The 23,592-nt window shown below is 70.9% G+C and carries 28 protein-coding genes; 9 read left to right on the top strand and 19 right to left on the bottom strand.

Features of this window, described 5'->3' with window-relative positions; translation table 11 throughout:
* The 4 genes from ACIA77_RS40800 to ACIA77_RS40815 all read right to left on the bottom strand — a co-directional run.
* Positions 1 to 188, bottom strand: a 188-nt coding sequence (locus ACIA77_RS40800; protein WP_395891503.1) for an NmrA family NAD(P)-binding protein, incomplete at its 3' end; no start/stop codon positions are given.
* Positions 189 to 216: 28 nt separating this feature from the next.
* The gene (locus ACIA77_RS40805; protein WP_395891504.1) at positions 217 to 1,101 is read right to left on the bottom strand and encodes a haloalkane dehalogenase; all 885 of its coding nucleotides are present in this window, start codon (positions 1,099 to 1,101) and stop codon (positions 217 to 219) included.
* Positions 1,098 to 1,859, bottom strand: coding sequence for a hypothetical protein (locus tag ACIA77_RS40810; RefSeq protein WP_395891505.1), 762 nt, complete (start codon positions 1,857 to 1,859; stop codon positions 1,098 to 1,100). Before ACIA77_RS40810 ends, ACIA77_RS40805 begins: the two co-directional genes overlap by 4 nt.
* A gap of 16 nt (positions 1,860 to 1,875) precedes the next feature.
* The gene (locus ACIA77_RS40815) at positions 1,876 to 2,181 is read right to left on the bottom strand and encodes a putative quinol monooxygenase (protein WP_395891506.1); all 306 of its coding nucleotides are present in this window, start codon (positions 2,179 to 2,181) and stop codon (positions 1,876 to 1,878) included.
* 102 nt (positions 2,182 to 2,283) lie between these two features.
* Between ACIA77_RS40815 and ACIA77_RS40820 the strand changes: the two genes are divergently transcribed.
* Positions 2,284 to 2,817: a winged helix-turn-helix transcriptional regulator gene (locus ACIA77_RS40820; protein ID WP_395891507.1), complete on the top strand. Its 534-nt coding sequence runs from the start codon at positions 2,284 to 2,286 to the stop codon at positions 2,815 to 2,817.
* Positions 2,818 to 2,878: 61 nt separating this feature from the next.
* Here the strand turns inward: ACIA77_RS40820 and ACIA77_RS40825 are convergent, their stop codons facing one another.
* Positions 2,879 to 4,303 (bottom strand): pyridoxal phosphate-dependent decarboxylase family protein, encoded by a 1,425-nt coding sequence (locus tag ACIA77_RS40825; protein ID WP_395891508.1) that lies wholly within the window; start codon positions 4,301 to 4,303, stop codon positions 2,879 to 2,881.
* Between the two features lie 136 nt (positions 4,304 to 4,439).
* Here ACIA77_RS40825 and ACIA77_RS40830 point away from each other — a divergent pair, with 136 nt between their 5' ends.
* Complete coding sequence (locus ACIA77_RS40830; RefSeq protein WP_395891509.1) at positions 4,440 to 5,009, top strand: TetR/AcrR family transcriptional regulator; 570 nt, start codon at positions 4,440 to 4,442, stop codon at positions 5,007 to 5,009.
* Positions 5,010 to 5,322: 313 nt separating this feature from the next.
* On the opposite strand, the gene ACIA77_RS40835 is transcribed toward ACIA77_RS40830, so the two are convergent.
* Genes ACIA77_RS40835 through ACIA77_RS40850 form a run of 4 tightly spaced genes read right to left on the bottom strand, consistent with a single transcriptional unit; the run spans position 5,323 to position 9,996 of the window.
* A complete protein-coding gene (locus tag ACIA77_RS40835) occupies positions 5,323 to 6,336 on the bottom strand; it encodes a LacI family DNA-binding transcriptional regulator (RefSeq protein WP_395891510.1) in 1,014 nt (337 codons plus the stop codon).
* Between the two features lie 27 nt (positions 6,337 to 6,363).
* Positions 6,364 to 7,797: an NAD-dependent succinate-semialdehyde dehydrogenase gene (locus tag ACIA77_RS40840; protein ID WP_395891511.1), complete on the bottom strand. Its 1,434-nt coding sequence runs from the start codon at positions 7,795 to 7,797 to the stop codon at positions 6,364 to 6,366.
* A gap of 11 nt (positions 7,798 to 7,808) precedes the next feature.
* On the bottom strand, positions 7,809 to 9,053 hold the full coding sequence (locus tag ACIA77_RS40845) for a M24 family metallopeptidase (RefSeq protein ID WP_395891512.1): 1,245 nt from the start codon (positions 9,051 to 9,053) through the stop codon (positions 7,809 to 7,811).
* Entirely contained in the window at positions 9,046 to 9,996 is a 951-nt protein-coding gene (locus tag ACIA77_RS40850; protein ID WP_395891513.1) for an NAD(P)-dependent oxidoreductase, read from the bottom strand. The genes ACIA77_RS40845 and ACIA77_RS40850 overlap by 8 nt, the downstream gene beginning before the upstream one ends.
* Positions 9,997 to 10,353: 357 nt before the next feature.
* Between ACIA77_RS40850 and ACIA77_RS40855 the strand changes: the two genes are divergently transcribed.
* Together ACIA77_RS40855 and ACIA77_RS40860 are read left to right on the top strand one after the other, a co-directional pair.
* Positions 10,354 to 10,605, top strand: a complete 252-nt coding sequence (locus tag ACIA77_RS40855) for a hypothetical protein (protein WP_395891514.1) — start codon at positions 10,354 to 10,356, stop codon at positions 10,603 to 10,605.
* Positions 10,606 to 10,879: 274 nt separating this feature from the next.
* A complete protein-coding gene (locus tag ACIA77_RS40860; protein WP_395891515.1) occupies positions 10,880 to 11,371 on the top strand; it encodes a hypothetical protein in 492 nt (163 codons plus the stop codon).
* Here the strand turns inward: ACIA77_RS40860 and ACIA77_RS40865 are convergent.
* Both ACIA77_RS40865 and ACIA77_RS40870 read right to left on the bottom strand, forming a co-directional pair.
* Positions 11,323 to 11,703, bottom strand: a complete 381-nt coding sequence (locus ACIA77_RS40865; protein WP_395891516.1) for an SDR family oxidoreductase — start codon at positions 11,701 to 11,703, stop codon at positions 11,323 to 11,325. The genes ACIA77_RS40860 and ACIA77_RS40865 overlap by 49 nt on opposite strands.
* Positions 11,703 to 12,569 carry an SDR family NAD(P)-dependent oxidoreductase gene (locus ACIA77_RS40870; protein WP_395891517.1) on the bottom strand — a complete coding sequence of 289 codons (867 nt, stop codon included), beginning with the start codon at positions 12,567 to 12,569 and terminating at the stop codon, positions 11,703 to 11,705. The genes ACIA77_RS40865 and ACIA77_RS40870 overlap by 1 nt, the downstream gene beginning before the upstream one ends.
* Before the next feature lie 59 nt (positions 12,570 to 12,628).
* On the opposite strand from ACIA77_RS40870, the gene ACIA77_RS40875 reads away from it, so the two are divergent.
* Positions 12,629 to 13,288: a TetR family transcriptional regulator gene (locus ACIA77_RS40875; protein ID WP_395891518.1), complete on the top strand. Its 660-nt coding sequence runs from the start codon at positions 12,629 to 12,631 to the stop codon at positions 13,286 to 13,288.
* A gap of 3 nt (positions 13,289 to 13,291) precedes the next feature.
* Here ACIA77_RS40875 and ACIA77_RS40880 read toward each other — a convergent pair whose 3' ends face one another.
* Positions 13,292 to 14,266, bottom strand: a complete 975-nt coding sequence (locus tag ACIA77_RS40880; RefSeq protein ID WP_395891519.1) for an NADPH:quinone reductase — start codon at positions 14,264 to 14,266, stop codon at positions 13,292 to 13,294.
* Positions 14,267 to 14,423: 157 nt separating this feature from the next.
* Here ACIA77_RS40880 and ACIA77_RS40885 point away from each other — a divergent pair, with 157 nt between their 5' ends.
* Positions 14,424 to 15,047, top strand: coding sequence for a hypothetical protein (locus ACIA77_RS40885; RefSeq protein WP_395891520.1), 624 nt, complete (start codon positions 14,424 to 14,426; stop codon positions 15,045 to 15,047).
* On the opposite strand, the gene ACIA77_RS40890 is transcribed toward ACIA77_RS40885, so the two are convergent.
* Together ACIA77_RS40890 and ACIA77_RS40895 are read right to left on the bottom strand one after the other, a co-directional pair.
* A complete protein-coding gene (locus ACIA77_RS40890) occupies positions 15,022 to 15,498 on the bottom strand; it encodes a MarR family winged helix-turn-helix transcriptional regulator (RefSeq protein ID WP_395891521.1) in 477 nt (158 codons plus the stop codon). The two genes, ACIA77_RS40885 and ACIA77_RS40890, sit on opposite strands and share 26 nt — an antisense overlap.
* Before the next feature lie 279 nt (positions 15,499 to 15,777).
* Positions 15,778 to 16,473, bottom strand: coding sequence for an SDR family oxidoreductase (locus ACIA77_RS40895; protein ID WP_395891522.1), 696 nt, complete (start codon positions 16,471 to 16,473; stop codon positions 15,778 to 15,780).
* Between the two features lie 178 nt (positions 16,474 to 16,651).
* On the opposite strand from ACIA77_RS40895, the gene ACIA77_RS40900 reads away from it, so the two are divergent.
* From ACIA77_RS40900 to ACIA77_RS40910, 3 genes are read left to right on the top strand one after another with little or no spacing between them, the layout of a single operon-like run.
* A complete protein-coding gene (locus ACIA77_RS40900; RefSeq protein ID WP_395891523.1) occupies positions 16,652 to 17,299 on the top strand; it encodes a winged helix-turn-helix transcriptional regulator in 648 nt (215 codons plus the stop codon).
* Entirely contained in the window at positions 17,296 to 17,853 is a 558-nt protein-coding gene (locus tag ACIA77_RS40905; protein WP_395891524.1) for a hypothetical protein, read from the top strand. Before ACIA77_RS40900 ends, ACIA77_RS40905 begins: the two co-directional genes overlap by 4 nt.
* 48 nt (positions 17,854 to 17,901) lie before the next feature.
* Entirely contained in the window at positions 17,902 to 18,060 is a 159-nt protein-coding gene (locus ACIA77_RS40910) for a hypothetical protein (RefSeq protein WP_395891525.1), read from the top strand.
* Here the strand turns inward: ACIA77_RS40910 and ACIA77_RS40915 are convergent.
* The 5 genes from ACIA77_RS40915 to ACIA77_RS40935 all read right to left on the bottom strand — a co-directional run bounded on the left by ACIA77_RS40915 (position 18,052) and on the right by ACIA77_RS40935 (position 23,589).
* Positions 18,052 to 18,708: a GntR family transcriptional regulator gene (locus tag ACIA77_RS40915; RefSeq protein ID WP_395891526.1), complete on the bottom strand. Its 657-nt coding sequence runs from the start codon at positions 18,706 to 18,708 to the stop codon at positions 18,052 to 18,054. The two genes, ACIA77_RS40910 and ACIA77_RS40915, sit on opposite strands and share 9 nt — an antisense overlap.
* Before the next feature lie 80 nt (positions 18,709 to 18,788).
* A complete protein-coding gene (locus ACIA77_RS40920) occupies positions 18,789 to 19,463 on the bottom strand; it encodes a GntR family transcriptional regulator (RefSeq protein ID WP_395891527.1) in 675 nt (224 codons plus the stop codon).
* Positions 19,464 to 19,573: 110 nt separating this feature from the next.
* A complete protein-coding gene (locus ACIA77_RS40925) occupies positions 19,574 to 20,713 on the bottom strand; it encodes an ABC transporter ATP-binding protein (RefSeq protein WP_395891595.1) in 1,140 nt (379 codons plus the stop codon).
* A gap of 24 nt (positions 20,714 to 20,737) precedes the next feature.
* Entirely contained in the window at positions 20,738 to 22,489 is a 1,752-nt protein-coding gene (locus tag ACIA77_RS40930; RefSeq protein WP_395891528.1) for an ABC transporter permease, read from the bottom strand.
* Entirely contained in the window at positions 22,486 to 23,589 is a 1,104-nt protein-coding gene (locus ACIA77_RS40935) for an ABC transporter substrate-binding protein (RefSeq protein WP_395891529.1), read from the bottom strand. The genes ACIA77_RS40930 and ACIA77_RS40935 overlap by 4 nt, the downstream gene beginning before the upstream one ends.
* Positions 23,590 to 23,592: the final 3 nt, after the last annotated feature.

The raw sequence follows: 23,592 nt of genomic DNA on the forward strand, positions 1-23,592 counted from the left end.
ACCCCGTCGAGGTCGTGCAAATCGGCCACCACGACCTCGGCACCGGCCTCGGCCAGCGCACGCGAACGCTCGTCCTCACGATGCACCAGCGCACGGGCACGGTATCCGCGTTCGAGGAGCAGCCTGATCGCACCACCCCCGGTCTTACCGGTCGCACCGGTGATCAGGAACAGCCTGTCGTCGGACATGGAAACGCCTTTCTGGGAGATCCGGGAGTCACACCGCGCGCAGATCGCGGACGAAGTCCGCCACCGCGCTGCCGATGAGATCCGGGCTGTCTTCCTGGACGAAGTGGATGCCGGGCACCGTCACCTCCGTTTGGCGGGGCCAGGTCCGGCAGAACTCGCGCTGCGAGGCGGTGAGGATCGCGCCGGGTTCGGCGTTGACGAACAGCTTCGGCACCGGCGACGACGCCAGCCACCGGCCGTAGTCCTGCACGATCCGCACGACGTCGGCGGGCTGCCCCTCGATCGGCAGCTGCCGCGGCCAGCTCAGCGTGGGCCGCCGGCTCTCACCCGGACTGGCGAACGGGGCGCGGTACACCGCCATCTCCTGCTCGCTCAGGTCCCGGATGATCGACCGCGGCAGCACCTGCTCCACGAACACGTTGTCGTCGAGCACCATGGTTTCCCCCGCGGGAGAACGGAAACCCCGGAACGTCCGGCGGAACGACTCCCGCCGTTCGGGCCAGCTCATCGGAGCCACGATCGCTTCCATGTACGCGATCCCGGCCACGCGGTCCTGGTGCTGGAAGGCCCAGTCGAACCCGAGGGCCGAACCCCAGTCGTGCAGGACGAACACGACGTCGTCACCGAGCCCGAGGTGCTCCCACAGCGCGAACAGGTACTCCCGCTGCTCGTGGTAGCCGTAGCGGTCGGGTCCCGACGGTGTGAGCTTGCCGGAGTCCCCCATCCCGACGAGGTCGCACGCGATCAGCCGGCCGAGCCCTGCCAGGTGCGGCATCACGTTGCGCCACAAGTAGGACGAGGTCGGGTTCCCGTGCTGGAACACAATCGGAGCGCCTTCGCCCTCGTCGAGGTAGGCCATCCGCACCCCGTTGATCTCGGCGAACTTCTTCTCCGCGTAGGGTTCGGCGTTCATCGGCGTCCTCCTCGGACGGACTGCGGCTGGTCGGCTTCGTCGACGGTGACGTCCGTGAAGTCGAGGACGAAGATCGGCTCGGGCTGCGGGACACCGTCCTTGACGGGCAGCACGTAGCGGTGCGTCGGGAGCACCAGGCCGGAAACCTCGCGGTGGGCTTCCGTGTGGTGGGCCGCCGGTCGGCTGCCGAGCACGTACGGCGCGTAGTCCACTCGCCGCTGCAAACCCCGCTCGTCGTAGTGGAAAACCTGTTCGGCGCTGTGGGTCGCGATGTCCTCCGGGAACGTCACCCGCAGCCGCCGCCACCCGGGACCGTCGGTCTCCCCCGGCCCGAGCTCTTCGGTCCGCACGCAGGGCCAGGTCAGCAGGTAGGGGTTGGTGAGGTAGTTCCACAAGCCGTACCCGGCGAAGTAGAGGACGTGCAGCGCATCCCAGCGGACGCCGCCGAGCCGGGGCGGGAAGGATTCCCGGGGAGCGGTACGCTCCGCCAGCACGGTGCCGTTCGCGTCCTCGAGGCGGACGTGGTGCGGCGTGTACACCCCGCGCAGACCGGGCCCGGTGAAGTCGGTGAGCACGGTGCGCGGGCGCTGCACGTCGACCGCGACGCCCACACCGGCGAGGATCTTCTCCTGCCCCAGTGCGGTCAATGTGGGGCCGGCCATGTACAGCCGGGCCCGGATCGTCCCGGCCCGGCGCCACCGGTCGACGCCACCGTGCGCTTGCAGCACCTGCTCCAGCAACCCTGTTGCTTCGTTCACAGCGGTGCCTTCCGCGCTAGACGGCGGCCTTGTCGTCGACCAGGTGGCCCTTCATCAGCCACGTCGGGCCCTCGGCGTAGGCACCGGCCTCGGCGAAGAACGCCCCGAAGTAGGGCCCTTGCGCGTGCGCGGTGAAGGCTTCGACGTCGGCGTAGACCTCGTTGAGGTAGTAGACGTCCGGGTTCTCCTCGTCCGCGATGACCTCGAACCGGTGCGACCCCGGCTCGTTCGCCAGCGAGTCCCGCGCGGTCTTGCGAGCCGCGCGGACGAAGTCGTCCCGGTGTTCCGGCCGGACGGTGAAGGACACGAGGAACTGGTACATCGGACGGTCTCCTGAAGTCGGGAAGCTCAGTTCATTGACTGAACTAGCGCGACTGTAGCACAGCCCAGTTCAGTGAGCGAACCAACCGCGTAGGATGGGGGCATGGCTCTCCCCAGCACCTACGCGGACAGCAATTGCTCCCTGGCGCGAGCACTGGAGGTCGTCGGCGAACGCTGGACGCTGCTGATCGTGCGCGACGCGTTCTACGGCGTCCGCCGCTTCGGCGACTTCGCCACCCAGCTCGGGATCCCCCGCGCCGTCCTGACCTCCCGGCTCAAGCTCCTCGTCCGCGAGGGTGTCCTGACCCGCGACGAGAGCGCGGGTGCCGTCGAGTACGTGCTCACCGACAAGGGTGTCGCGCTGTGGCCGATCGTCCGCTCGCTCATCACCTGGGGCGACGAGTTCTACTCACCGGCCGGTGTCCGGCGAGCCATGCGCCACGACGCGGACGGCGCCCCGCTCGACCCCGACGGACGCTGCACCGAGTGCGGCACGATCGTGGCCGTCCCGGACATCCGCATGGAACCCGGCCCGGGGTACGAGCCGACCGGGAAGGAACTCGACCCGGTGTCCGCCGCGATCAACACGCCGCGCCGCCTGCTCGACCCGATCACGACCACGCCTTCGCGCAGCTGAGGATCGAGCCGGCGCGCACCACTATCCGAAGTGGACGGACAGCGTCTCCGCGCAGTGCGGATCAGCTCGCTGCCACGGCGAGGCGAGCGTGGCGCAGGAGGGCCCCGACCGCACGGTCGACGTCCTCGTCGTCGGTCGCCCAGTCGGAGACCGAGATCCGCATCAGGCGCTCACCGCGGTAGGTGGTGCCACTGAAGTAGGCCGTGCCTTCGGCGCGGACGCCGGCCATCACGGCATCGGCCAGCCGGCCGTGGTCGCCGTCGGGGGCGAGCCAGCGCACCAGCACCTGGTTGGACACCACGTCGTTGACGACGACGGCCTGCCCGCTCTCGGTGAGCGCGCCGGCGAACCGCCGCGCGAGCCGCACCGTCCGCTCGACCAGCTCGGCGACGCCGTGCGTGCCGAGTGCCCGCAGCGTCGCGTAGACACCGACCCCGCGGGCCCGGCGGGAGAACTCCGGGTTCCAGTCCATCGGATCGCGGCCCTCCGCGCCCTGGTCGAGGTAGGCGGCCTGCACGCTCATCGCCGCCCGGTGCGCCGCGGCGTTGCGGCAGATCGCGATCCCGCAGTCGTAAGCCACGTTGAGGAGCTTGTGCCCGTCGGTCGACCACGAGTCCAGCCGGTCGAGCCCGGCGACGTGGCGGGCCATCGCCGGCGCCGCGGCGGCCAGGAGCATCACGGCGCCGTCCACGTGCACCCACGTCGGGTTGCCGGCCGCGCGGTGGGCGTCGACGACGTCGGCGACGGCGACGAAATCGTCGAAACTGCCCGTGTTGACGTTGCCGCACTCCAGCGTGACGATCGTCGGCCCGTGGACGTCGCGCAGTGCTTCGGCGAGCGCGTCCGGCTTCATGGCGTCCTGGTCGTCGCAGGCCACGGACACCAGCGCGCGTTCGCCCAGCCCGAGGAACCGCAGCGCCCGCAGCACCGTGGAGTGCGCGCCGGACTTCACGACCACCGTGATCGGCGGCGCCCCCACCAGCCCGTCGGCTTCGACGTCCCACCCGACTTGGCGCAACACTTCGTGGCGAGCCGCCGCCAGGCACGTGAACGTCGCCATCTGCCCGCCCGTGACGAAGCCGGCCGAGCTCTCCGCCGGAAGGCCGAGCAGACCGACGAGCCACTGCGCCGCGAGTTCCTCGGCGACCGCGACGCCGGGCGTGGTCGGGAACAGCGACGCGTTCTGGTCCCAGGCGGCCAGCAAGACCTCGGCCCCGAGCGACGCGGGGTGCAGGCCCCCGACCACAAAGGCGAAGTACCGGCCGCTGGCTTGCGCGGACAGGTAGGGCTCGAGATCCCGCGCGAGCTCCGTCACGACCTCGGCGGGGTCCATCCCCTCGGCGGCCGGCGGGCGGTCCAGCGCGGCGCGCATCGCCGTGTAGTCCACTGTGGACGGGACCACCGGGCGCTCCGGCAGGGAATCGAGGTACTCGAGCGAAGCGGTGTGGGCGGCGTCGAGGACCGATTTCCAGTCCGGTTCGTGCATGGGTTCTCCCGAAGAGTTCAGGCGGGGTGCCGAGGTGCTCCGGACCAGACGGTACTGACCGGTGCCGTTTTGCCGTCGCAGACGGTACCAGTCGGTACCACCTTGTCAAGACGGTACCGACTGGTACCATTTCGCCGTGGCCACTCAAGCTCGCCAGCGCCTGCTGGACACAGCGGCGGAGCTCTTCTACGCGGAAGGGATCCGCGCGGTCGGCGTCGAACGCATCCTGGCGGAGTCCGGAGTCGGCCGCGCGTCGTTCTACCGGCACTTCGCGAGCAAGGACGAGCTGGTGATCGAGGTGCTCCGGCGCACCGACACCGCCTGGCGCGACTGGCTGGCCACGCGCGTCGACACGCTGACGGACACCGCCGGGGACAAACCCCTCGCCGTGTTCGACGCGCTCGAAGAGCGGTTCGGCCGGCAGGATTTCCGGGGCTGCGCGTTCATCAACACCATCGTCGAGACCGCCGACCCCAGCAGCCTGGCCCACCACGTCGCCCACGAGCACAAGGAAGCCGTGATCGACTACCTGGCCGGGCTGCTGGAGGCGGCCGGTCACCCGGCGCCGCGGCCGATGGCGCAGGCGTTGCACCTGCTGATCGACGGCGCGGTGGTCACCGCGCTGCGCGAGCGAACCCCGGACCCGGCGCGCAGGGCCAAGGAATCCGCCGCCGTGCTGCTCGCCGCGGCCGGGCCGGCCCGGTGACCGGCCGCTGACCACGTTCGTCCACGCCGCCCCGCCGCACCGACGCTCAGCACGCGTTCATCAACGGCGAACGGCTGCTGGACAACGGCCGCTTCACCCGCGTCGACGAGCTGCCCATCACGGACCTGTTGCGCCGCGCCGGCGACCGGGCCACAGCGCTCGGCCGCCGCGCCGGGTTGCTGCCGCAAGACTGAGCTGTCTCGATCCGGCGTCCGGTTCGGACGTCCGTTGTGGACAATCGGTCAGGGCCGGAAGAACTCGAGCACCTCGGCGTTGATCGTCTCGGCCTGGGTCGTCGGGCATGCCGTGCGTACTAGACCTTCGCGGGACCGGTCGAATCGCGGCGCACCAGTTCGACCGGCAGCACCACACGTTTCGCCGGGGCCGTCGGTGAGGCGATGCGTTCCAGCAGCAGCCGCGCGGCTTCCCGGCCGATCTCGTAGTGCGGGAGGCGGACGGTGGTCAGCGCGGGCCGCTGCCGGTCGACGAACGGCATGTCGTTGAACCCCGTCACCGACACGTCACCCGGCACCGACCGGCCGAGTTCGGCCAGCGCGGAGTAGCAGGCGAGCGCGATCAGGTCGTTGCCCGCGAGCACGGCCGTCAGGCCGGGGTGTTCGGCGAACAGCCGCAGGGTCGCCGCGTGGCCCGCCGGTTCGGTGAACGCGTCCGCGAACTCCACCGGCGCCGCCGCGGGTTCGAGGCCGAGCGAGGTGGTGGCGTCGAGGAACGCGCGGTAGCGCTCCCACCCGGTCGAGAGGTCCCGAGGCCCGGCGACGTGGCCGATGCGGGTGTGCCCGAGGTCCACGAGGTGGCGCACGAGCAGGTGGACGCCCGCGGCGTTGTCCGCGGTGACCGACGGCGTGTCACCGTCGTCGGTGCGCCGGTTGACGAGCACGGTCGGCACTGCCGGGCCGCCGGCGAAGGAGTCGCCGCGGCGGCTGGTCGCGAGGATGAACCCGGCGGTCTGGCGGCCGCGCATCGCGGTGAGCAGCTCACGTTCGCGCTCGGGGTCGCCGTCGGTGTTGCCGACCAGCGCCAGGTACCCGGCTTCCCGCAGACCGTCCTCGATGCCGCGGACGATCGGCGGGAACACCGGATTGCGCAGGTCCGGGACGATGATCCCGGCCACGGACGAGGTGCGGGTGCGCAGGCTCCGCGCGGCGGAGTTGGGCGCGTAGCCCAGCGCCCGCGCGGCTTCGGCCACCCGGTTGGCCGTGCGCACGTTGACCATCCCCCGGGTGGCCGGGTTCAGCGCCCGGCTCGCCGTGGCGGCGTGCACCCCCGCGCGCTCGGCGACGTCCTTGATCGTCGGAGCCCTGTCCATCGGACCAGCACAGAGAGAGGGCGCGCGTCACCAGGTGAGCGCGACGTACTTGGACTCGGTGTACTCCAGCAGCCCTTCGTGCCCGCCTTCCCGGCCGAGCCCGCTCTGCTTGACGCCGCCGAACGGCGCCGCGGGTTCGGACACGAGCCCCCGGTTGAGGCCGACCATCCCGGACTCCAGTGCCTCGGCGAGGCGCAGGCCGCGCGCGAGGTCTCCCGTGTAGACGTAGGAAACCAGCCCGTGCTCGGTGTCGTTGGCCAGGCGCACGACCTCCTCCTCGGTGTCGAAGGTGACGATCGGCGCCACGGGGCCGAAGATCTCCTCCGCGAGCACCGGGGCCTCCGGCGGAACGTCCGCCAGTACCGTGGCCGGGTAGTAGAACCCCGTGCGGTCCGGGCGTTCCCCGCCGGTGAGCACCTTCGCGCCGGCGCCGACGGTGGTGTCGACCAGTTCGCTGACCTTGGCCACCGCGGCCGCGTTGACCAGCGGGCCCAGTTCGACGCCCGCCTCGGTGCCCGGGCCGACCCGCAAGGCGCCCATGCGGTCGGCGAGCCGGCGCGCGAACTCCGCGGCCACGCCGCGCTGCGCGAAGAACCGGTTGGCCGCCGTGCAGGCCTGACCGCCGTTGCGCATCTTGGCGATCAGGGCGCCGTCGACCGCGGCGTCGAGGTCGGCGTCGTCGAACACGAGGAACGGGGCGTTGCCGCCGAGCTCCATCGACGTGCTCACCACGCTCTCGGCCGCCGCGCCCAGCAGCTTGCGGCCGACCTCCGTGGACCCGGTGAACGACAGCTTCCGCACGCGCGGGTCGCCGAGCATCGCCGCCACGACCCGGCCGGACCGGGTGGACGGCACGACGTTCACGGTGCCCGCGGGCGCGCCGGCCTCCTCGAGGATCGCGGCGATCGCGAGTGCGGTCAGCGGCGTCTCCGAGGCGGGCTTGAGGATCACGGTGCAGCCGGCGCCCAGCGCGGGACCGATCTTGCGCGTGGCCATCGCCGCCGGGAAGTTCCACGGCGTCACCAGCACGCTCACGCCGATCGGCTGCCGCAGCACCAGGATGCGGTTGGCCCCGCCCGGCGCGGTCTGGACCGTACCCGCCAGGCGCACGGTTTCCTCCGCGTACCAGCGGAAGAACTCGGCCGCGTAGGTCACCTCACCGCGGGCGTCGGCCAGCGCCTTGCCGTTCTCGCGCACGATCAGCTCGGCGAGCTCGCCGGACCGCTCGTGCATGAGGGTGAAGGCGCGCTGGAGCACGTCGGCCCGCTCGCGCGGAGCCGTCGCCGCCCACGCCGGCAGCGCTTCGGCGGCGGCGTCGACGGCCGACAGCCCGTCCTGCAGCGTGCCGTTCGCGACGGTGGTGATGGGCTCGGCCGTGGCCGGATCGGTCACGGTGATGCGGGACCCATCCGCCGAGGGCCGCCACGCGCCGCCGATGAACAGCTCTTCCGGGATCTTCACAGTCGGGCTCCTCAGTAGGGGTTGGCGACGAACAGGTCTTGCGCGGGGAACTTCGTGAGCACCTCGACCCCGGACTCCGTCACGACGACCTCCTCCTCGATGCGCGCCGCGGAGAACCCGTCCGACGCCGGGCAGTAGGTCTCGAGCGCGAACACCATGCCGGGCTTGATCTCCACCGGGTGTTCGAGGCTGTTGAGCCGGCTGATGATCGGCCGCTCGTGCAGCCCCAGCCCGAGGCCGTGCCCGAACTGCAGGCCGAACGCCGCCATCTCGTTGGCGAAGCCGAAGTCGGTCGCGGCGGGCCACACGCGCGCCACGTCGTCCGTGCCGATCCCGGGTTTCACCGCTTCGATCGCGGCGTCCATCCACTCGCGCGCCTGCCGGTATGCACCGCGCTGCACGTCGGTCGCGCTGCCGACGCTGAACGTGCGGTAGTAGCAGGTGCGATACCCGTTGTAGGACTGGATGATGTCGAAGAACGCCTGGTCGCCGGGACGGATGAGGCGGTCGGAGAAGTTGTGCGGGTGCGGGTTGCACCGCTCCCCCGACACGGCGTTGATCGCCTCGACCTGGTCGGACCCCATTTCGTAGAGCCGCTTGGTGGCCAGCGCGACGATTTCGTTCTCCCGCACGCCGGGTTTGAGCGCCTCGACGATGTCCTGGTAGACCCCGTCGACCATCGCCGCGGCCTGCGAGAGCAGCGTGATCTCGTCGGCCGATTTGATCTCGCGCGCGTCGAGCATCAGCTGCTGCGCGTCGACGACCCGCAGCCCCTGCCGCTGCATCTCGAACAGGAACGGCGGCTCCACGATGTCCACGCCCACCGGCGAATCCACCACGCCGGCCTGGGTGAGCAGGTCCTTGAGCTGCGTGACCGCTTCGCGCATGAGCCCGGCCTCGGGTGAGATCGCACCGCGCAGGCCGAGCATGCCGGCGCGGCAGTTCTCCGGTTCCAGCCACGGTGAGTAGAGCTGGTGGTGCTTGGCCGCCGAGCCGAAGTCCCACAGCATCGGCTCGCCGTCGCGGGTGAGCAGCGCGTAGCGGGTCATCTTGTCGCCGAGCGCGCCGCCGATCCACGTCTGCGTGGTGTAGCGGATGTTGTAGAAGTCGAACAGCAGGAACGCGCCGCACTCGCTGGACTCCAGCGCCGCGCGGGCCCGCGCGAGGCGGTAGTCGCGCAGCCGGGCGAAGTTCACGCGCTCCTCGAAGTCGACCGCGCCGTGGCCGGGGGCCGGGATCGGGCGTCCGTCAGGCATCGACGGGCTCCAGTCCGTCGGACACGGCGGCGTTCTCCGGCTGCAGGGTCAGGCCGGAGCGGCGCGCCTGCTCCTCGATGAGCACGGCGAAGTCCTGGTCCACGAGCCCGGCGCCGCACGCCGCCGCCACGAGCTGCGCGGCCGCGGCCGCGACCGGCATCGGCGCCTCCAGCTCACGCGCGGCGGCCAGCCCGAGGTCGAAGTCCTTGCGCAGCAACGGCATCGTGAACGTCGGGGTGAAGTCCAGGTTCACCATGGCCGGCGTCTTGTAGCGGCTGAACACCGAACCCATGACCGAATCGTTGAGGAAGGCCAGGAACGCCTCGCGGGTCACCCCGCCCTTCTCCGCGAGCACGGTGATCTCGGCCAGCGATTGCGTCACGACGCCGAGGAAGACGTTGTGGCAGATCTTCACCAGGCGCGCCACCTCGTCCTCACCGACGTAGGTCACGCCGCGGCCGAGCACCGTCAGCATCGGCTCGACCTCGTCGAACACCGAGCGCGGGCCGGACACCGCGAGCGTCAGCTTGCCGCTGGTGACGACCTTCGGGTTGCCGCTGACGGGCGCGGCGAGCAGTTCGGTGCCGCGCTTGGCCGCGGCCACGCGCACCGCGGCCGAAGCCTCGGCCGAGACGGTGGACGAGTCCACGAGCACCTTCGGCGCCCGCGCCGGATCGGTGAACAGGCCGTCTTCGCCGGACGTCACCTGCGCGAGGTCCGCCGAGGCCGAGACCATCGTGAACACCACGTCGCGCCCGGCGAGGTCGACGGGCCGGTCGGCCACGGTCGCGCCGGCCTCGGCCAGCTCCTCGGCCTTGGCGCGGGTGCGGTTGTAGACGGCGACGTCGTACCCGGCGGCGAGCAACCGGCGGACGAGGGCCGCGCCCATGCGGCCGGCGCCGATCCAGCCGATCGTGGTCGTTCCGGGCGTCGGGGACACCATTTCATGCACCTCCGTGCTGCAATCGTTTGCAGTCATAGTGCAAGTTCGGGTACCCTTTCGTCAAGCCCAGGGGCAAAATGTGCACTATGCGAACGCTCGCAGCAGACCGGCTACGAGAGGCGGACCACCCGTGCACTCGAACAGGCTCGGCACGTGCGGTGGACACCACGGCGCTCAACGCGGACAACGACCTGCTGACTGAAGAACGGCGGGTCGCGTCAGTCACGGCGATCGACCCGTACGCGGGCACGGTTCTCACGGCCACCGCCGACGGACTGGCGGCACACCGGGACGCGCTCGCCGCCCTGCCGGCGGTACACCGTGGTGTGAGAGCTGGCGACCGGGCGGCACCCCGAGGTGGCCGTCGCGGCGATCGGCGAACGCCTCGGCCGCAGGGGCACCGGCACCGAACGGCACCCGGCGATCCTGACCGATCCGGCCCAGGGCCTGACGCCCAACGCCCGGTTCATCCGCGCCGAGCTCGACACCGTGGTGTTCGTGCGGAACCGGCACGCCCGCGCCGGTGCACCCATCACCGCGGAGGAAGCGCTCGCCGGCGGGCTCGTCGACGCCTCACCACTTCCGGAAGGCCTGACCCGGCTCCGGTGAAAACCTGCGGCGGCCGGCGGGGACCGCACGCGGTACTGCGATCGTTTACTGCGATGAACGACTGCGGCGCCGCGCGTTTACCCGACTCTTCTGTGACCTTCCGCAACGATCGCCGGTGACCTGGGCGGTTCACGGCCTACCTTCCTGCAATCAATCGCAGTCGCGATGAAGCCCACTCCGCGTACGGAAGGTTCTTCGTGAACCGCCTCTCCCCGAACCACCCCGCCCGTCGTCTCCCCCGCCGCGCGCCGCGTGCCCGCGGTGGCAGCGGGGCGTGGACCGCATCGAGGTCGTCGACGAGATCGCCGTCGGCGGCCGGTTCGTCGTCGTGGCCCCGCCGCACACGCTGGACGGGATCGTCGGGGAATTCGTCCCGCCGAACCGCTTCGGCTGGGCCGCGGTCGGCGACGGGCTGAGCTTCTACCAATCCTGGCTGCCGCTCGACGAACCCTGCGACGACCCCCGGACGATCTTCCACGAAGCGGCGCGCGGCCCGTCGGCGCTGCTTCGCACGTCGGACCGGACCGCCCTGACCCACGCTGGGTTCACGCGCTGTCCCCGATCGATGGCTGCTGAATCCCTTCTGGTGCGTCGCCTCCTCACCGCCGCGCCGCTGTCCGAGATCCGCCGCCCCGGCACCGTCGCGGCAAGCTCGGTAAGTCCTTTGTGGACAGAATGGTCCGCGACGGCCGGGGTCGTCGGAGGAGCGGTGCCCCGTCAGGCCAGGAAACCGCCGTCCACGGCCAGGTGCGCGCCGGTGACGTAGGACGCGTCCTCGGCGAGCAGGAACGCGATGGCGGTGGCGATCTCCCGGCTCGCGCCGATGCGGCCCAGCGGGATCCCGCGTTCGGCCACGGAGCGGTTGGCCTGCGTCAGCTCGGAGTCGATGACGCCGGGCTGCAGTTCGTTGATGCGGATACCGTGCGCCTCGCCGCCGGGCTGCCGGATCTCGGCCACGACCTCGTCGAGCTTGCCCGCGCGCCGGCCGACGACGGTCACGGCCGCGCCGCGTTCGGCGAGCAGCAGTGCCGTAGTGCGGCCCATGCGGCTGCCGGCGCCGGTCACCAGCGCGACCTTGTCCGTGAAGTCCGCCGTCATCACTCAGCCGCCGCCGGCAGCTCGGCCGGGTAGGGCAGCCCGGTGTCCACGGAGCGGCTGACCGCGTCCCACTCCGCCGCCTCGGCCTGCTGCTCGCGCGAGTAGGCCTGCGCCATGTCGACGGCGTTGACACCGAGCAGCAGGTGCGACGGCACGGTCTCCCGCTTGACCACGCGCACCAGGAGCTCCCCGGCGCGCTTCGGGTCGCCGGCGGCGAGTTCGGGGCGCACGACGCCCCACTGCATCGCGCCGACCGTGCCGGCGTACTCCGGCGCGAGCTCCTGGACCTGCATCGACGAACCGGCCCAGTCCGTGGCGAACCCGCTCGGCTCGACCACCACGTAGCGGATCCCGAACGGCGCGGTCTCGGCCGCGAGGACGCGGGTGAAGCCGTCGACCGCGAACTTGGCCGCCTGGTAGGAGCCCAGCCCCGGGGTACCGCCGACGCGCCCGCCGATCGAGGAGAACTGGACGACGGTGCCGGAGCCCTGCGCCTTGAGCACCGGCAGGGCCGCGAGCGAAACCGTGTAGACGCCCCAGAAGTTCGTGTCGAACTGGCGGCGGAAGTCGTCCTCGGGCGTCGTCTCGATGGGCGCGGCGTTGGCGTAGCCGGCGTTGTTGACCACCACGTCGAGGCGGCCGAACCGGGCCACCGCCACCTCGACGGCGGCCACGGCCGCGGCGCGGTCGGTGACATCGAGCGGCAGGGCCAGCACGCGGTCGCCGTAGTGGCGCACGAGGTCGTCGAGCTGTTCGGGCTTGCGGGCCGTCGCGACGACCCGGTCGCCGGCCTCCAGGGCGGCGACGGTGAGGGCGCGGCCGAAGCCGCGGGAGGAACCGGTGATGAACCACGTCTGCGTTGTCATGCTCTTAGCAAAACACGGTTGCGTTAATAGTGCAACCAAGTTGTGTTATGATTCAGGTCATGAGCGCTGCCCCTCCCCAGCGCGCCCGCAGCGCCGAAGCGAAGAAGGAACGCGAGCGCGCGATCCTCGACGCCGCGCGCTCGCTCGGCGCCACGCGCAGCGTGCGCGAAGTGACCCTCACGGACATCGCGGCCGAGGTCGGGATGCACAAGTCCGCGATGCTGCGCTACTTCGAAACGCGGGAGCAGATCTTCCTGCGGATCACGGCCGAAGCCTGGCAGGAGTGGTCGGCGGCGGTGCGCGCCGAACTCGGCGCGCTGGCGACCGCCGAGCCGGAAGAGGTCGCGGCAGTCCTGGCGCACTCGCTCGTCGCACGGTCGCTGTTCTGCGACCTGCTCGCGCAGGCACCGCTGAACCTGGAGCGCAACGTTTCGCTCGACGCCGTCTACGACTTCAAGACGATCGTGCTCGCCGAGGTCGCGGCGGTTCAGGACACCCTGATCGCACTCCTCGGCATCGACCGGCCGGCCGCCTCCCAGATCACCACCACCGCCAGCAGCCTCGCCGGCGCGCTGTGGCAGATGGCCGCGCCCGGCACCCAGCTGCGGACGCTCTACCAGTCGCACCCCGAGCTCTCCCACGCGGTGGTCGACGTCGAGCCGACGCTGAAGCGGATCCTCACGTCGCTCCTGGTCGGGGTGACCGCTGCGGGGCGCTGAGCCTCAGAGTTCCACCACGACCCGCCCGGCCGCGCCGGTCCGCTCGGCCGCGTCCTGCGCGGCGGCGGTCTCGTCGAGGGGGAAGCGCGCGGCGATCGGGTACCGCAGGTCGCCTGCCGCGAGGGCGGCGGTGAGGTCGCGAGCGGCGTTTTCGTTGGCTTGACGCGGGAAGTCGTCGTTGCTGAGGTACTGGACGGTGATGTTCTGGAACGCGAGCTGCCAGTACGGCAGCGACGCGTCCGGGTCGCCCGTCGCGTAGGTGGCGATCGTGCCGCCGATCTTGAGGACTTCGAGGTCGAGGCCGACGTTGCCCGCGAGGTCGATCTCGGCGACGCGGTCGACACCTCCGGGTGCCACCGCCTTGATCCGCTCTGCCGCACCATCGCCCAGCACCACGACGTGGTGCGCGCCCGCGGCGAGCACCTCGTCGGCCTGGGCCCCGTGCCGCACGGTGGCGATGACTTCCGCCCCACCCCGGCCGGCAACCGCGAGTGCGGCCCGGCCGACCCCGCCGAGCGGTCCGGTGACGAGCACGGTCTTGCCGTCGACCGGACCGGAGGCGAACACCGCCCGGTGCCCGGTGATCCCGGGAATGCCGACGACGGCGCCCTGGTCGAACCCGACCCGCGGCGGCAGCGGCACGGCGTGCTCGGCGGGCACGACCACGTACTCCGCCGCGGTGCCGAACGGCCGGTACGACTGCGCGAGGTACACCCAGACCCGTTCGCCGACGCGCCCCGCGTCGGCACCCGGGCCGGCCGCGTCGATCGTGCCCGCGCCGTCGCCGTGCGGGATCACCCGCGGGTAGGTCATGGTCGAGCCCCAGTAACCGCGGCGTTTGCCGACGTCGCCGACGTGCACCCCGGACACCGCGACGCGCACCCGCACCTCCCCCGGCCCCGGCTCCGGGTCGGGCACCTCGCCGATCCGGATGACCTCGTGGGAGGGACCCTGCTGTTCGTAGTAGGCGGCGCGCATCGGCTCTCCTCTTCGGTGGTCCGGAACGATGACCGTCCGGTTCCTTGACCAACGTACCTCCGGTGCCGCGGATTCCGGCTCGCACCGAGTTGAAGTAGTAAAATTAATTTACTACATTGACGGTGTTGCCCTGAGGGAGCGTCGAAGGAGAAGGACGATGTCGGAGAGCACCGACCACGAGGAGCTGATCGACCGGGCGTTCGCGGCCGCGGGCACGACCGGGATCGTGCTGCCGCCGGTGGACGTGAACCGGGTACTGCGCGAACGCTACGACGTCACGCCGCCGGCCGCCTTCACGGCCACGTCGCTGTGGGACATGGAGGTGCGCAAGGCGAAGGCGCCGGACAAGTACCTGCGGGCGCTCGTCAAGCCCGGCAGCCTCGAGGTGTTCCCCGGCGAGCGGCGCGGCCGGTTCGAGGATTTCACGCGCGTGTCCGAGCAGGGCCGCTGGCTGAACCAGGACAGGTTCGGGGTCGTGATCGAGCACGTGCGGCTCGACCACTGCGACAAGCGCGCGTACTTCGTCGGCGCCGAGCGCTACCGGGCCCAGGACGGCCGGGTGTTCGAGGCCGGCACGGGCCAGCCGGTCTTCCACGTCGAGCACTCGGTGGCCGGGCCGGAGGAGGAGCCGCTGAACCTGTGGCGGATCGCGCACCTCACCGAGCAGCCGGATCCGGCGATGCGCGCGTACTTCGAGGACCTGGGTCGCGATCCGTACCTGCGGGTGTTCAACGAGGTGTACCTGCGCGAGGACCTCAACCGGACGCTCGTGCGCCGCTGACGCTGCGCCGCTGGTGTTCGGTGACGTCCATGAAGATGCGCTTGAACTCGGCGTAGGCCTCACGCCCGACCCTGCGGGCGTGGCGGTCCTGCATGCCCGCCATGATGCGGTCGGCCGTGCGCATCTGGGCGAGCCCGCGCTCCGTCGGGCACACGAGCTTCGCCCGGCGGTCGCCCGGGTCGGGCTGCCGCTCGACGTAGCCGAGGGCCTCCAGCTCGTCCACCAGGACCCCGATCGCCTGCTTGGCCTGCCCGGACAACCGGGCGATCTCGGTGGCGCGCAGGCCGCCCGGGTCGAGGTAGGCCAGTACCACCCCGTGGCGGGGGTGCAGGTCGTCGAACCCCTGCTCCGCGAGCTTCAGGAACAACTCCCGCTGCGCGGCGAACAGCAACCGGGCGGACAGCACGCCGAGATCGGGGTTCGTCGCGTTCCGCTCGGCCCGGGTAACCACTCACCGACTCCTTCGCTCCGCGCGGCCGGGAGGTACCGGCCGCGTGGAGGTAGATGATAAACGTTCGTGACTGATCGGCCGGGCGTGGCACGCCACTGGGCCGGGCCGGCTGGGGCCGTTCCCGTCGCGGCGCCGCGCGGAACCTGGTCCGGGACGACGTCCCGGCGTCCGGCTGCCGTCACCTCGAGCGCGATCCGCAGCGAGCTCGGGGGCTTGCCGACGAACCGGATCCCGGGCGGTTCACTGTGGACCGTACCGTCCACAGTGAACCGAGCCGGGTTACTTTCCCGCGAGAGCCGGGTAGAGGGCGGTCACCGGCTGGGCGAGTCCGGCGTGGACCTGCCGGGTCAGCTCGTCCACCAGCACCTCGTGCTCGCCCGCTTCCAGAGCGTCGAGAACGGCCGCGACGACGTCGGCGGGCTTGTTCATGCCCGCGGTGTCGTTGCCGGCCTGCATCGGCGTGTCGGTCGGACCGAGGTAGGCGCCGAGGACCTGCACTCCGTCGGGCGCGAACTCGAGCCGGAACGCGTTGGTGGCCATCCACAGCCCGGCCTTGGAGACGCTGTGCGCCTTGCCGATCGCGAGCCAGCTCAGCACGGAGCCCACGTTGAGCAGCGCCCCCTTCGCGGAACGCAGAGCCGGCGCCAGCGCGCGGGTCAGCACGAGCGGCCCGGTCAGGTTCGTCTTGATGGTCGCCTCGACGTCCTCGATCGGCGCGGTGAGCAGGTCGCCGCGCGGGAAGATCGCGGCGTTGTTGACCAGGATCGTGGTGTCGCCCGCCGTCTCCGCGGCCCGCGCGATCGAGTCGCGGTCGGTCAGGTCGAGCCGCAGCGGCACGACCCGCTCGTCGCTCCACTTCCTGGTGGTGCGCGCGCCCGCGTACACCCGGCGCGCCCCGCGCTCCAGCAGCGCGTCGACGAACGCGCTGCCGAGCCCGCCGTTCGCGCCCGTGACCAGCACGGTCGCATCCTTCACCGAAGTCATCATCGCTCGCTTTCACTGGTTGTGCCGCACCCTTCCGGGGTCGGCGTCCACTGGGGAGTGACCGGAACCGTGGTCACGGGAACGACGCTAACCCTGATACTTCATCTTTGCAAGTAGACTTCTCTTTAGAAATTACGATTCGCATCCGAGGCAGTGCTATCGTGAGAAGATGAAGCGGCGTGCCTTCGGCCAGTACTGCGGGCTCGCACGAGCCTTGGAGCTCGTGGGCGAACGGTGGGCTCTGCTGATCGTCCGGGATCTGGCGATCCACCCGCGCCGCTACACCGATCTGGTCGACGGCCTGCCCGGGATCCCGTCGAACGTGCTGTCCACCCGCCTGAAAGAGCTCGAACAGGCCGGCCTCGCCGAGCGCCGCATCGCACCGGCGCCGAGCCGCGGCGTCGTCTACGCCCTGACACCGCTGGGCCGGGAACTCGAACCCGCGATCCACGCGCTCGGCCGCTGGGGCGCCACGCAACTCGGCGAACCGCGCCCCGGCGAGATCGTCACGCCGGAAGCCCTCACCATGTCGCTGCGCGCCGCCTTCGACCCCGCCGCGGCCACCGGCGTCGACGCCTCGTGGGAGATCCACACCCCGGGCTTCACCGTCCACGCGACGGTCACCGACGGCAAACTCGACGCCGGCACCGGCCCGGCCCCCGGCCGGCCGGACCTCGCGCTCACCTTCGAGCCCGACACGGTGCCGTCCTACTTGGAACTCGTGCAGGCCATCAAGTGCGGCCTCGTCAAGGTCTCCGGCCGCCGCAAGCTGCTCGACACGTTCACCCGCGTCTTCGCCGCCCGCGGACCCGCGTGACCCCCACCTGGCTCCTCGACACGGCCCGCGCCTTCACTTCCCTGCGCGGCCGGCGCGTCGAGTCGTGGACCGGCGTGGAGATGGCGTTCCGGGAGGACCCTCCTCGGTTCACCGACCCCGGCGTGCACTGCCTTCAACTGCTCGGCCTCCGGGCCCAAATGGACAGCGGCAGGGTCCTCACCATCACCACCTACCAGTACGATTCGCCGGACGACCTGCTGTTCGGCCTGCGGCCGAACCCGGACTACGACGTCTCGGACGACGGATCGCACCGGGGGAGCTACCGGTGGCGAGCGCTGACCGAACTGCCGACCGGGCGGGTCGACGACGTCGCGACCTTCCGCGACGAAGGCGTCCTCGCGGAGATCAGGCTGCAGATCGAGGGACAGCCCCTGCTCCTGATCGCGGGCGAGTTCGACGAGACTCCCGAGGGCGGCCTGCTGCTGCACCCGCTCGACGACTCCGTATTGGCGTTCACCGAACCGGGGGCGGCCGAACGGGCCCCGTGGACGACTCCGCGAAACCCCACCCGCACAACCGACGCGGAGCTGTAGGTCCTGCGGCACAACGGCATCGGTCGAGGAGCCTGCAGGTTCGATGTGATGACGCTGCCGCACTGGGGAACCCGTGCGGCGATCGCGATCCACGACCCGAATGGACAGCTGCGCGCCGAACGAGTCCTCACCAAGATCTCCCGCAACGGTGACGGTGACGACGAGCCTGGACGCACCGCCCGCACGCCGGGCGAGGTGTCACCCTGATTCGCGCAGTGCGGCGAGCACGCCGTGCAGGTGGCGGCGCGTCGCTTCCGCCGCGCGGTCCGGGTCGCCGGCGCAGAGGGCCGTGATGAGGGCCAGGTGTTCGGCGAGGGATTCGCGGGCGCGGCCCGGGCGGCGGGTCAGGCGGAAGCGGTGCAGGGCGGCCTGAGCGCGCAGGCGTTCGAGGATCTGCGTCGCCGTGTGGTGGGCGCTGAGGGTGCGGATGCGGTGGTGCAGGAGGTGGTTCAGTTCGGACTGCCCGACCACGTCCGCGGCGGCGACGGCAGCCGTCATGGACTCCCCCAGCGCTTCCAGGTCACGGCGGTCGGCGGAGCCGGCGCGGGTGGCGGCGAGGGAGGCGCACAGCGGTTCGAGCGCCAGGCGCACGTCACAGATTTCGAGGGCTTCCGAAAGCGACACGGCGCGAACGCGGGCGCCCCGGTTGGGCACGCGCTCGACCAGACCCTCGTTGACGAGGTCCAGCAGTGCGAGCCGGATCGCGCCGCGGCTGGCGCCGAAGCGGTCGGCGAGGTCGGTTTCGACCAGGCGCTGGTTCGGGACGAAGTCGCCGCGGATGATGGTGTCGCGGATGGCCGCGGAGATCTCGTGAGCCGCGGCGGGGCCGAGCGGCGATGGCGCGTCGAAGTCCAAGCGATCACCCCGTCGAACGAAGGGGCGACACCACGGTCGCCCGGCAGCGGAACAGGAAGCCGCCGCCCCGGGAAACGCCGTCAGGAAGCGGAAGTGCGCCCGAGCGTCGTCTTCGGCAGGCCACCGAGCTCGCTGAGTTTGCGCAGCGAAACGACCAGGCTCAGGAGGTGCCCGCGCATCGCGGCCTCGGCCGCGTCGCCGTCGCCCGAGGCGACCGCCTCGATGACGGCGACGTGCTCGGCGAGCCCCTCCTCGATCCGCCCGGGCAGCAACGACACCTGGAACTGGTACCGCACGCTCGGGTAGCGCAGGCGCTCCAGCACGTCGTTGGCCGTCTGCTGAGCGCCCAGCTCCCGGATCACGTGGTGCGATTCCTGGCTGATGTCGTTGTAGGCCGCGATGTCACCGGCTTTCACCGCCGCGCGCATCGCCTTGGCGAGCTTCTGCAGGTGCCGCCGGTCTTCGGCGCCCACCACCTCGGCGGCCTTGCGCGCGCACAGCCCCTCGACCACGGCGCGGACCTCGGTGATCTCGATCGCCTCGCGCAGCGAAATCGGCCGCACGGACGCGCCGCGGTTGCGCTCGCGGACGACGAGCCCCTCGTTCTCGAGCATCACCAGTGCTTCGCGCACGCTGCCGCGGGACGAACCGAACGCCGCGGCGAGCTCGAGCTCGACGAGCCGCTGCCCGGGGAAGAGCTCGCCGTGGACGATGGCGGTCCGCAGCCGGTCGACGAGCGTTTCGCGGTGCTCCATGCGCGCCCGCCCCTCCCTCCCCAGGCCGGCCCTTCAGCCGGATCGTTGCCATTTTACCCTAACAGGATCGTTGGCAATCCGACCGGACGATCGGGTGTTTCACCACCGGTTCACGCCCGTTCGTCCCGCGCGTCGACCACCGACAACGCCCGCCCCGGCACCGGTACGACGACCTCGTCACCCGGCCGCACCTCCGAGTGCCGCGCGGACCGGCATTCGATCCGCTCGTCCCCCACCGCGACGACGTGGCGGAGGCACTCGCCCTCGAACGACTGGGCCACGACGGTCCCCGACAGCTCTCCGGCGCCCGGCTCCTCATCGCCACGGCGGCGTGGCACGAGGTCCTCCGGGCGCATGACGAGCACGACGTCGCTGAGCCCGGCGCGCACCGGTTCGTCGAGCACGAGCGGCCCGACCCCGGTGAGCACGGTCCGCCGGCCGGAACCCTCGTCGACCTTCGCGGACAACAGGTTCGGCGACCCGATGAACCGCGCCACGAACAGGTTTTCCGGGTCGTCGTAGATCTCGCGCGGCGTGCCCTGCTGCATGATGCGGCCGCCGTTCATGATCGTGATCACGTCGGAGATCGCCAGCGCCTCGGCCTGGTCGTGGGTGACGTAGAGCGTAGTCAGCCCGAGTTCGCTCTGCAGCCGCTTGAGCTCCAGGCGCATCGACGCGCGCAGCTGCGCGTCGAGGTTGGACAGCGGTTCGTCGAGCAGCAGCAGGCGCGGCCGCCCGACCATCGCGCGGGCGAACGCGAGCCGTTGCTGCTGGCCGCCGGAGAGCTTGGTGGCCGAGCGGTCGATGGCCTCGGCGAGCCCGACGGACTCCAGCGCTTCGGCCACGAGCTTGTCGACCTCCGCCTTGGGCCGCTTCGCTTTCCCGACCCGCATCGGGAACGCGACATTCTGCCGCACGGACATGTGCGGCCAGATCGCGTAGGACTGGAAGACCATGCCGAGCTTGCGCCGATCCGGCGACAGGTCGATCGACCGCGTCGCCGAGAAGAGCGTGTCGCCGCCCAGCTCGATCTCGCCCGAGTCGGGGTGCTCCAGCCCCGCCACCGAGCGCAGCAGGGTCGTCTTGCCGCACCCGGAAGGACCCAGCAGGGTGTGGAACTGGCCCTCCTCCACTCTCAGGCTCACGCCGCCGAGCGCCGGGCGGTGCCGGCCGGGGTCCACCCCGCGCCGCCGCAGCCGGCCGGCGGCGGCGGGATCGTACTTCTTGACCACGTCGTTGATCTTGAGCATCACTTCGACCGCCTTGGGTTCGGGCTATTCGGTGCGCACGCCGCGGCGCGCCGCGATCAGCTGCGAGATGACGACCAGGACCGTCAGCACGACGACGAGGACGACGCCGATCGCCGACACGAGCGTGGTGTTGCCGTCCTGGTACTCCTGGAAGATCGAGACGGAGAGGACTTCCTTGCCCGGCGTGTAGAGCAGGATGCTGCTCTGCAGCTCCCGGAAGCTGACGATGAGGATGTAGACCCACCCGCCGATCAGGCCGGGCGCGGCCAGCGGGAGCAGCACGCGCCGCATCGTCGCGAACCACCGGGCGCCGGAGACGTGCGCCGATTCCTCGAGCTCACCGGACACAGTGGACAGCGCGGCGCCGGCGTAGCGCATGCCGTAGGGGATGAACCGGGTCGTGTACGCGATGAAAAGGATGATCAGCGTCCCGTAGATCGGCAGCGACGTGCGCAGGTAGACCACGGCCAGCGCCACGCCGAAGACCAGGCCGGGGATCACCAGCGGCGAGAACGCCAGCGCGTCGAGCAGGCGACGGCCGGACGCCTTGGTGCGGACCACGACCCACGACGCCACGGCCGAGATGACCATCGCCGCGGTCGCGGCGCACACGGCCACGATCACCGTGTGCTCGAAGGAGTGGATGAGCCCGTTGTCGCTGAACAGGGTGCGGTAGTTCTCGAACGTCAGGTCGCCCAGGGCCTGCAGGCTCGGTTGCTCGTAGGTGTGCAGCAGCGACGAGTAGAGCAGGACCAGCAACGGCAGCGCGACGGCGAGCGCGAAGTAGCCGAGCACCAGCACCCCGGCGACCCACCGCCCTTTGCCCAGCTTCTCCCGCCGGGGCCGGAACGCCTTGCCGCTGATCGTCCCGGTCTCCCGCAGCGACCCGCCGACGCGGCCCGCAAGCCAGACGCCGACGCAGGCGATCACCAGCAGCCCGATCCCGATCGCGCCGATCGCCTGGTAGTCCGTCGGGTATTCCTGGTAGAGGTAGTACAGCTTGCTGGTGAGCACGTAGTGCCCGCCCGACAGGCCCAGGAACGTCGGGATCTCGAAGACCTCCAGCGACTGCACGAAGACGATCAGCGCCGCGCCGGCCAGCGCCGGTTTGACCATCGGCAAGGTGATCCGCGTCAGGACGCGCCAGCGGCCGAGCCCGGCGACGCGAGCGGCTTCCTCCATCGACGGGTCCGCGGCGCGGAACGCCGCCGACAGCAGCAGGAAGACGATCGGCGCGGAGTGCAGGCTCTGCACCCAGATCATGCCCGGCACGGAGTAGACGTCGAACGGCCTGAAGTGGAACAGGAACTGCGTGACGTTGTTGAGCAGGCCGATGTTCGAGCTGCCGAGGAAGATCCACGCCGGGGCGTAGAGGATCGCCGGGATGATCAGGGGCACCAGCGCCGACAGGGACAGCAGCCGCCGGAACGGAACGTCGGTGCGCTCGGCCAGGTAGGCGAACCCGCCGCCGATCACCATCGACACGACCATCGAGCCGAACGCGAACGCCAGCGTGTTCCCGATCATCGACCACGTGTCGGCGTCGTTGGGGAACGCGCGGGCGAAGCCGTCGAAGCCGGCCGTTCCGTCGTCGGCGACGAACGTGCGCCAGAGCAGGAAACCCAGCGGCACCAGCACGAGGTAGCCGAGCAGCAGCACGACCACGCCCACCACGACGTGCTTGGCCTCGAGGCGGCCCAGCACCCGCCGCACCACACCGGAATCCGGTCCGGGTCCGGGACCGGCCGGGGGCCGGTCGAGCAGGGTCTGGGTCATCGCGGAAGCACCGGGTCCTTGCCCTTGAGCAGGTTGCTCCAGGCCTCTTGCCACGCGTTGCCCCGGTCGGAAGCCAGGGTCCGCCAGTCGTCGTACACGAAGTGGGTTCCTTCCGGCAGGCGCGGCCGGTAGCCCCGGATCGCCGCGGGGTTGGTGGGGATGTAACCGGCGTCGTGCAGGTACTTCTGCGCTTCGGTGAGGTAGAAGTCGCAGAACAGCAGCGCGGCCGCGGGGTGGGCGGCGCCCTTCATCGGGTCGGCGCCGAGGATCTGCAGCGTCACGGGCTGCAGCGCCGGCTGGAACGACAGGTCCTTCGCGCGGCTGGGCACGTATTGCAGGAAGTCCGACAGGAACACCGGGAAGTCGCCCGCCTGCAGCAGCGTGGTGTTGGAGACGTGCCCGTCGACGACGCGGAAGTTCTTCGCGACGCTCTTCATCAGAGCGACGAAGTCGTCGTCGGACATGCCTTTCTGCTTGGTGTAATAGGTGTAGAGGTCCTCGTACCAGTTGAAGTCGCCCTGGTCGACGGCGACCTTGCCCTGCCACTTCGGGTCGGCGTACCCGGCCAGGTCGCGCGGGAGCTCGTTCGGCTGCGCGAGCCGGACGTTGTGGATCGGCAGCGTGGCGATGTAGTACGCGCCGACCATGTCGTCGGTCTTCGCCTCGCTGGGGATCGTCTTCGCGATGTCGCTCGTGTACGGCGCGATGAGCCCCTGCCCGCCGAGGATGGCCATCTCGGAGTCCTTGGTCTCGACCACGTCGTTGAGCACCCGGTGCGCGCCGGCCTCCTGCAGGATGCGGCCGCGGACCTGTTCGGTCGTCGCCCGGTAGACGGCGACGTCGATCCCGTACTCCTTTTCGAACGCGGGGACGATCTTCTTCTCGATCGCGGTGTTGGTGACGTAGATGACCAGCTGGCCTTCGGCTTTCGCGGCGGCGACCAGCTGGTCGTGGCGAGATTTCCCGTGCAGCGCCGCGAACTTCGAGTAGACCGCGGCGGCTTCGGTGTTCACCGGGGGAAACCCGCACGCCGCCGTCAGTGCACCGAGGCCGGCGGCGAAGAGCAGGCAGGCGAGGCGCTGCCCGGATCTCTTGAGCATCGT

The organism is Amycolatopsis sp. NPDC051903, assembly GCF_044452505.1.
GTDB lineage: Bacteria > Actinomycetota > Actinomycetes > Mycobacteriales > Pseudonocardiaceae > Amycolatopsis.

What these genes read in the sequence shown, in the direction of transcription:
- ACIA77_RS40805 (WP_395891504.1), bottom strand. Translation starts at nt 1,101, where the DNA reads ATGAACGCCGAACCCTACGCGGAGAAGAAGTTCGCCGAGATCAACGGG.
- ACIA77_RS40815 (WP_395891506.1), bottom strand. Translation starts at nt 2,181, where the DNA reads ATGTACCAGTTCCTCGTGTCCTTCACCGTCCGGCCGGAACACCGGGAC.
- ACIA77_RS40820 (WP_395891507.1), top strand. Translation starts at nt 2,284, where the DNA reads ATGGCTCTCCCCAGCACCTACGCGGACAGCAATTGCTCCCTGGCGCGA.
- ACIA77_RS40825 (WP_395891508.1), bottom strand. Translation starts at nt 4,303, where the DNA reads ATGCACGAACCGGACTGGAAATCGGTCCTCGACGCCGCCCACACCGCT.
- ACIA77_RS40835 (WP_395891510.1), bottom strand. Translation starts at nt 6,336, where the DNA reads ATGGACAGGGCTCCGACGATCAAGGACGTCGCCGAGCGCGCGGGGGTG.
- ACIA77_RS40845 (WP_395891512.1), bottom strand. Translation starts at nt 9,053, where the DNA reads ATGCCTGACGGACGCCCGATCCCGGCCCCCGGCCACGGCGCGGTCGAC.
- ACIA77_RS40850 (WP_395891513.1), bottom strand. Translation starts at nt 9,996, where the DNA reads ATGGTGTCCCCGACGCCCGGAACGACCACGATCGGCTGGATCGGCGCC.
- ACIA77_RS40865 (WP_395891516.1), bottom strand. Translation starts at nt 11,703, where the DNA reads ATGACGGCGGACTTCACGGACAAGGTCGCGCTGGTGACCGGCGCCGGC.
- ACIA77_RS40870 (WP_395891517.1), bottom strand. Translation starts at nt 12,569, where the DNA reads ATGACAACGCAGACGTGGTTCATCACCGGTTCCTCCCGCGGCTTCGGC.
- ACIA77_RS40875 (WP_395891518.1), top strand. Translation starts at nt 12,629, where the DNA reads ATGAGCGCTGCCCCTCCCCAGCGCGCCCGCAGCGCCGAAGCGAAGAAG.
- ACIA77_RS40880 (WP_395891519.1), bottom strand. Translation starts at nt 14,266, where the DNA reads ATGCGCGCCGCCTACTACGAACAGCAGGGTCCCTCCCACGAGGTCATC.
- ACIA77_RS40885 (WP_395891520.1), top strand. Translation starts at nt 14,424, where the DNA reads ATGTCGGAGAGCACCGACCACGAGGAGCTGATCGACCGGGCGTTCGCG.
- ACIA77_RS40900 (WP_395891523.1), top strand. Translation starts at nt 16,652, where the DNA reads ATGAAGCGGCGTGCCTTCGGCCAGTACTGCGGGCTCGCACGAGCCTTG.
- ACIA77_RS40910 (WP_395891525.1), top strand. Translation starts at nt 17,902, where the DNA reads ATGACGCTGCCGCACTGGGGAACCCGTGCGGCGATCGCGATCCACGAC.
- ACIA77_RS40920 (WP_395891527.1), bottom strand. Translation starts at nt 19,463, where the DNA reads ATGGAGCACCGCGAAACGCTCGTCGACCGGCTGCGGACCGCCATCGTC.
- ACIA77_RS40925 (WP_395891595.1), bottom strand. Translation starts at nt 20,713, where the DNA reads ATGCTCAAGATCAACGACGTGGTCAAGAAGTACGATCCCGCCGCCGCC.
- ACIA77_RS40930 (WP_395891528.1), bottom strand. Translation starts at nt 22,489, where the DNA reads ATGACCCAGACCCTGCTCGACCGGCCCCCGGCCGGTCCCGGACCCGGA.
- ACIA77_RS40935 (WP_395891529.1), bottom strand. Translation starts at nt 23,589, where the DNA reads ATGCTCAAGAGATCCGGGCAGCGCCTCGCCTGCCTGCTCTTCGCCGCC.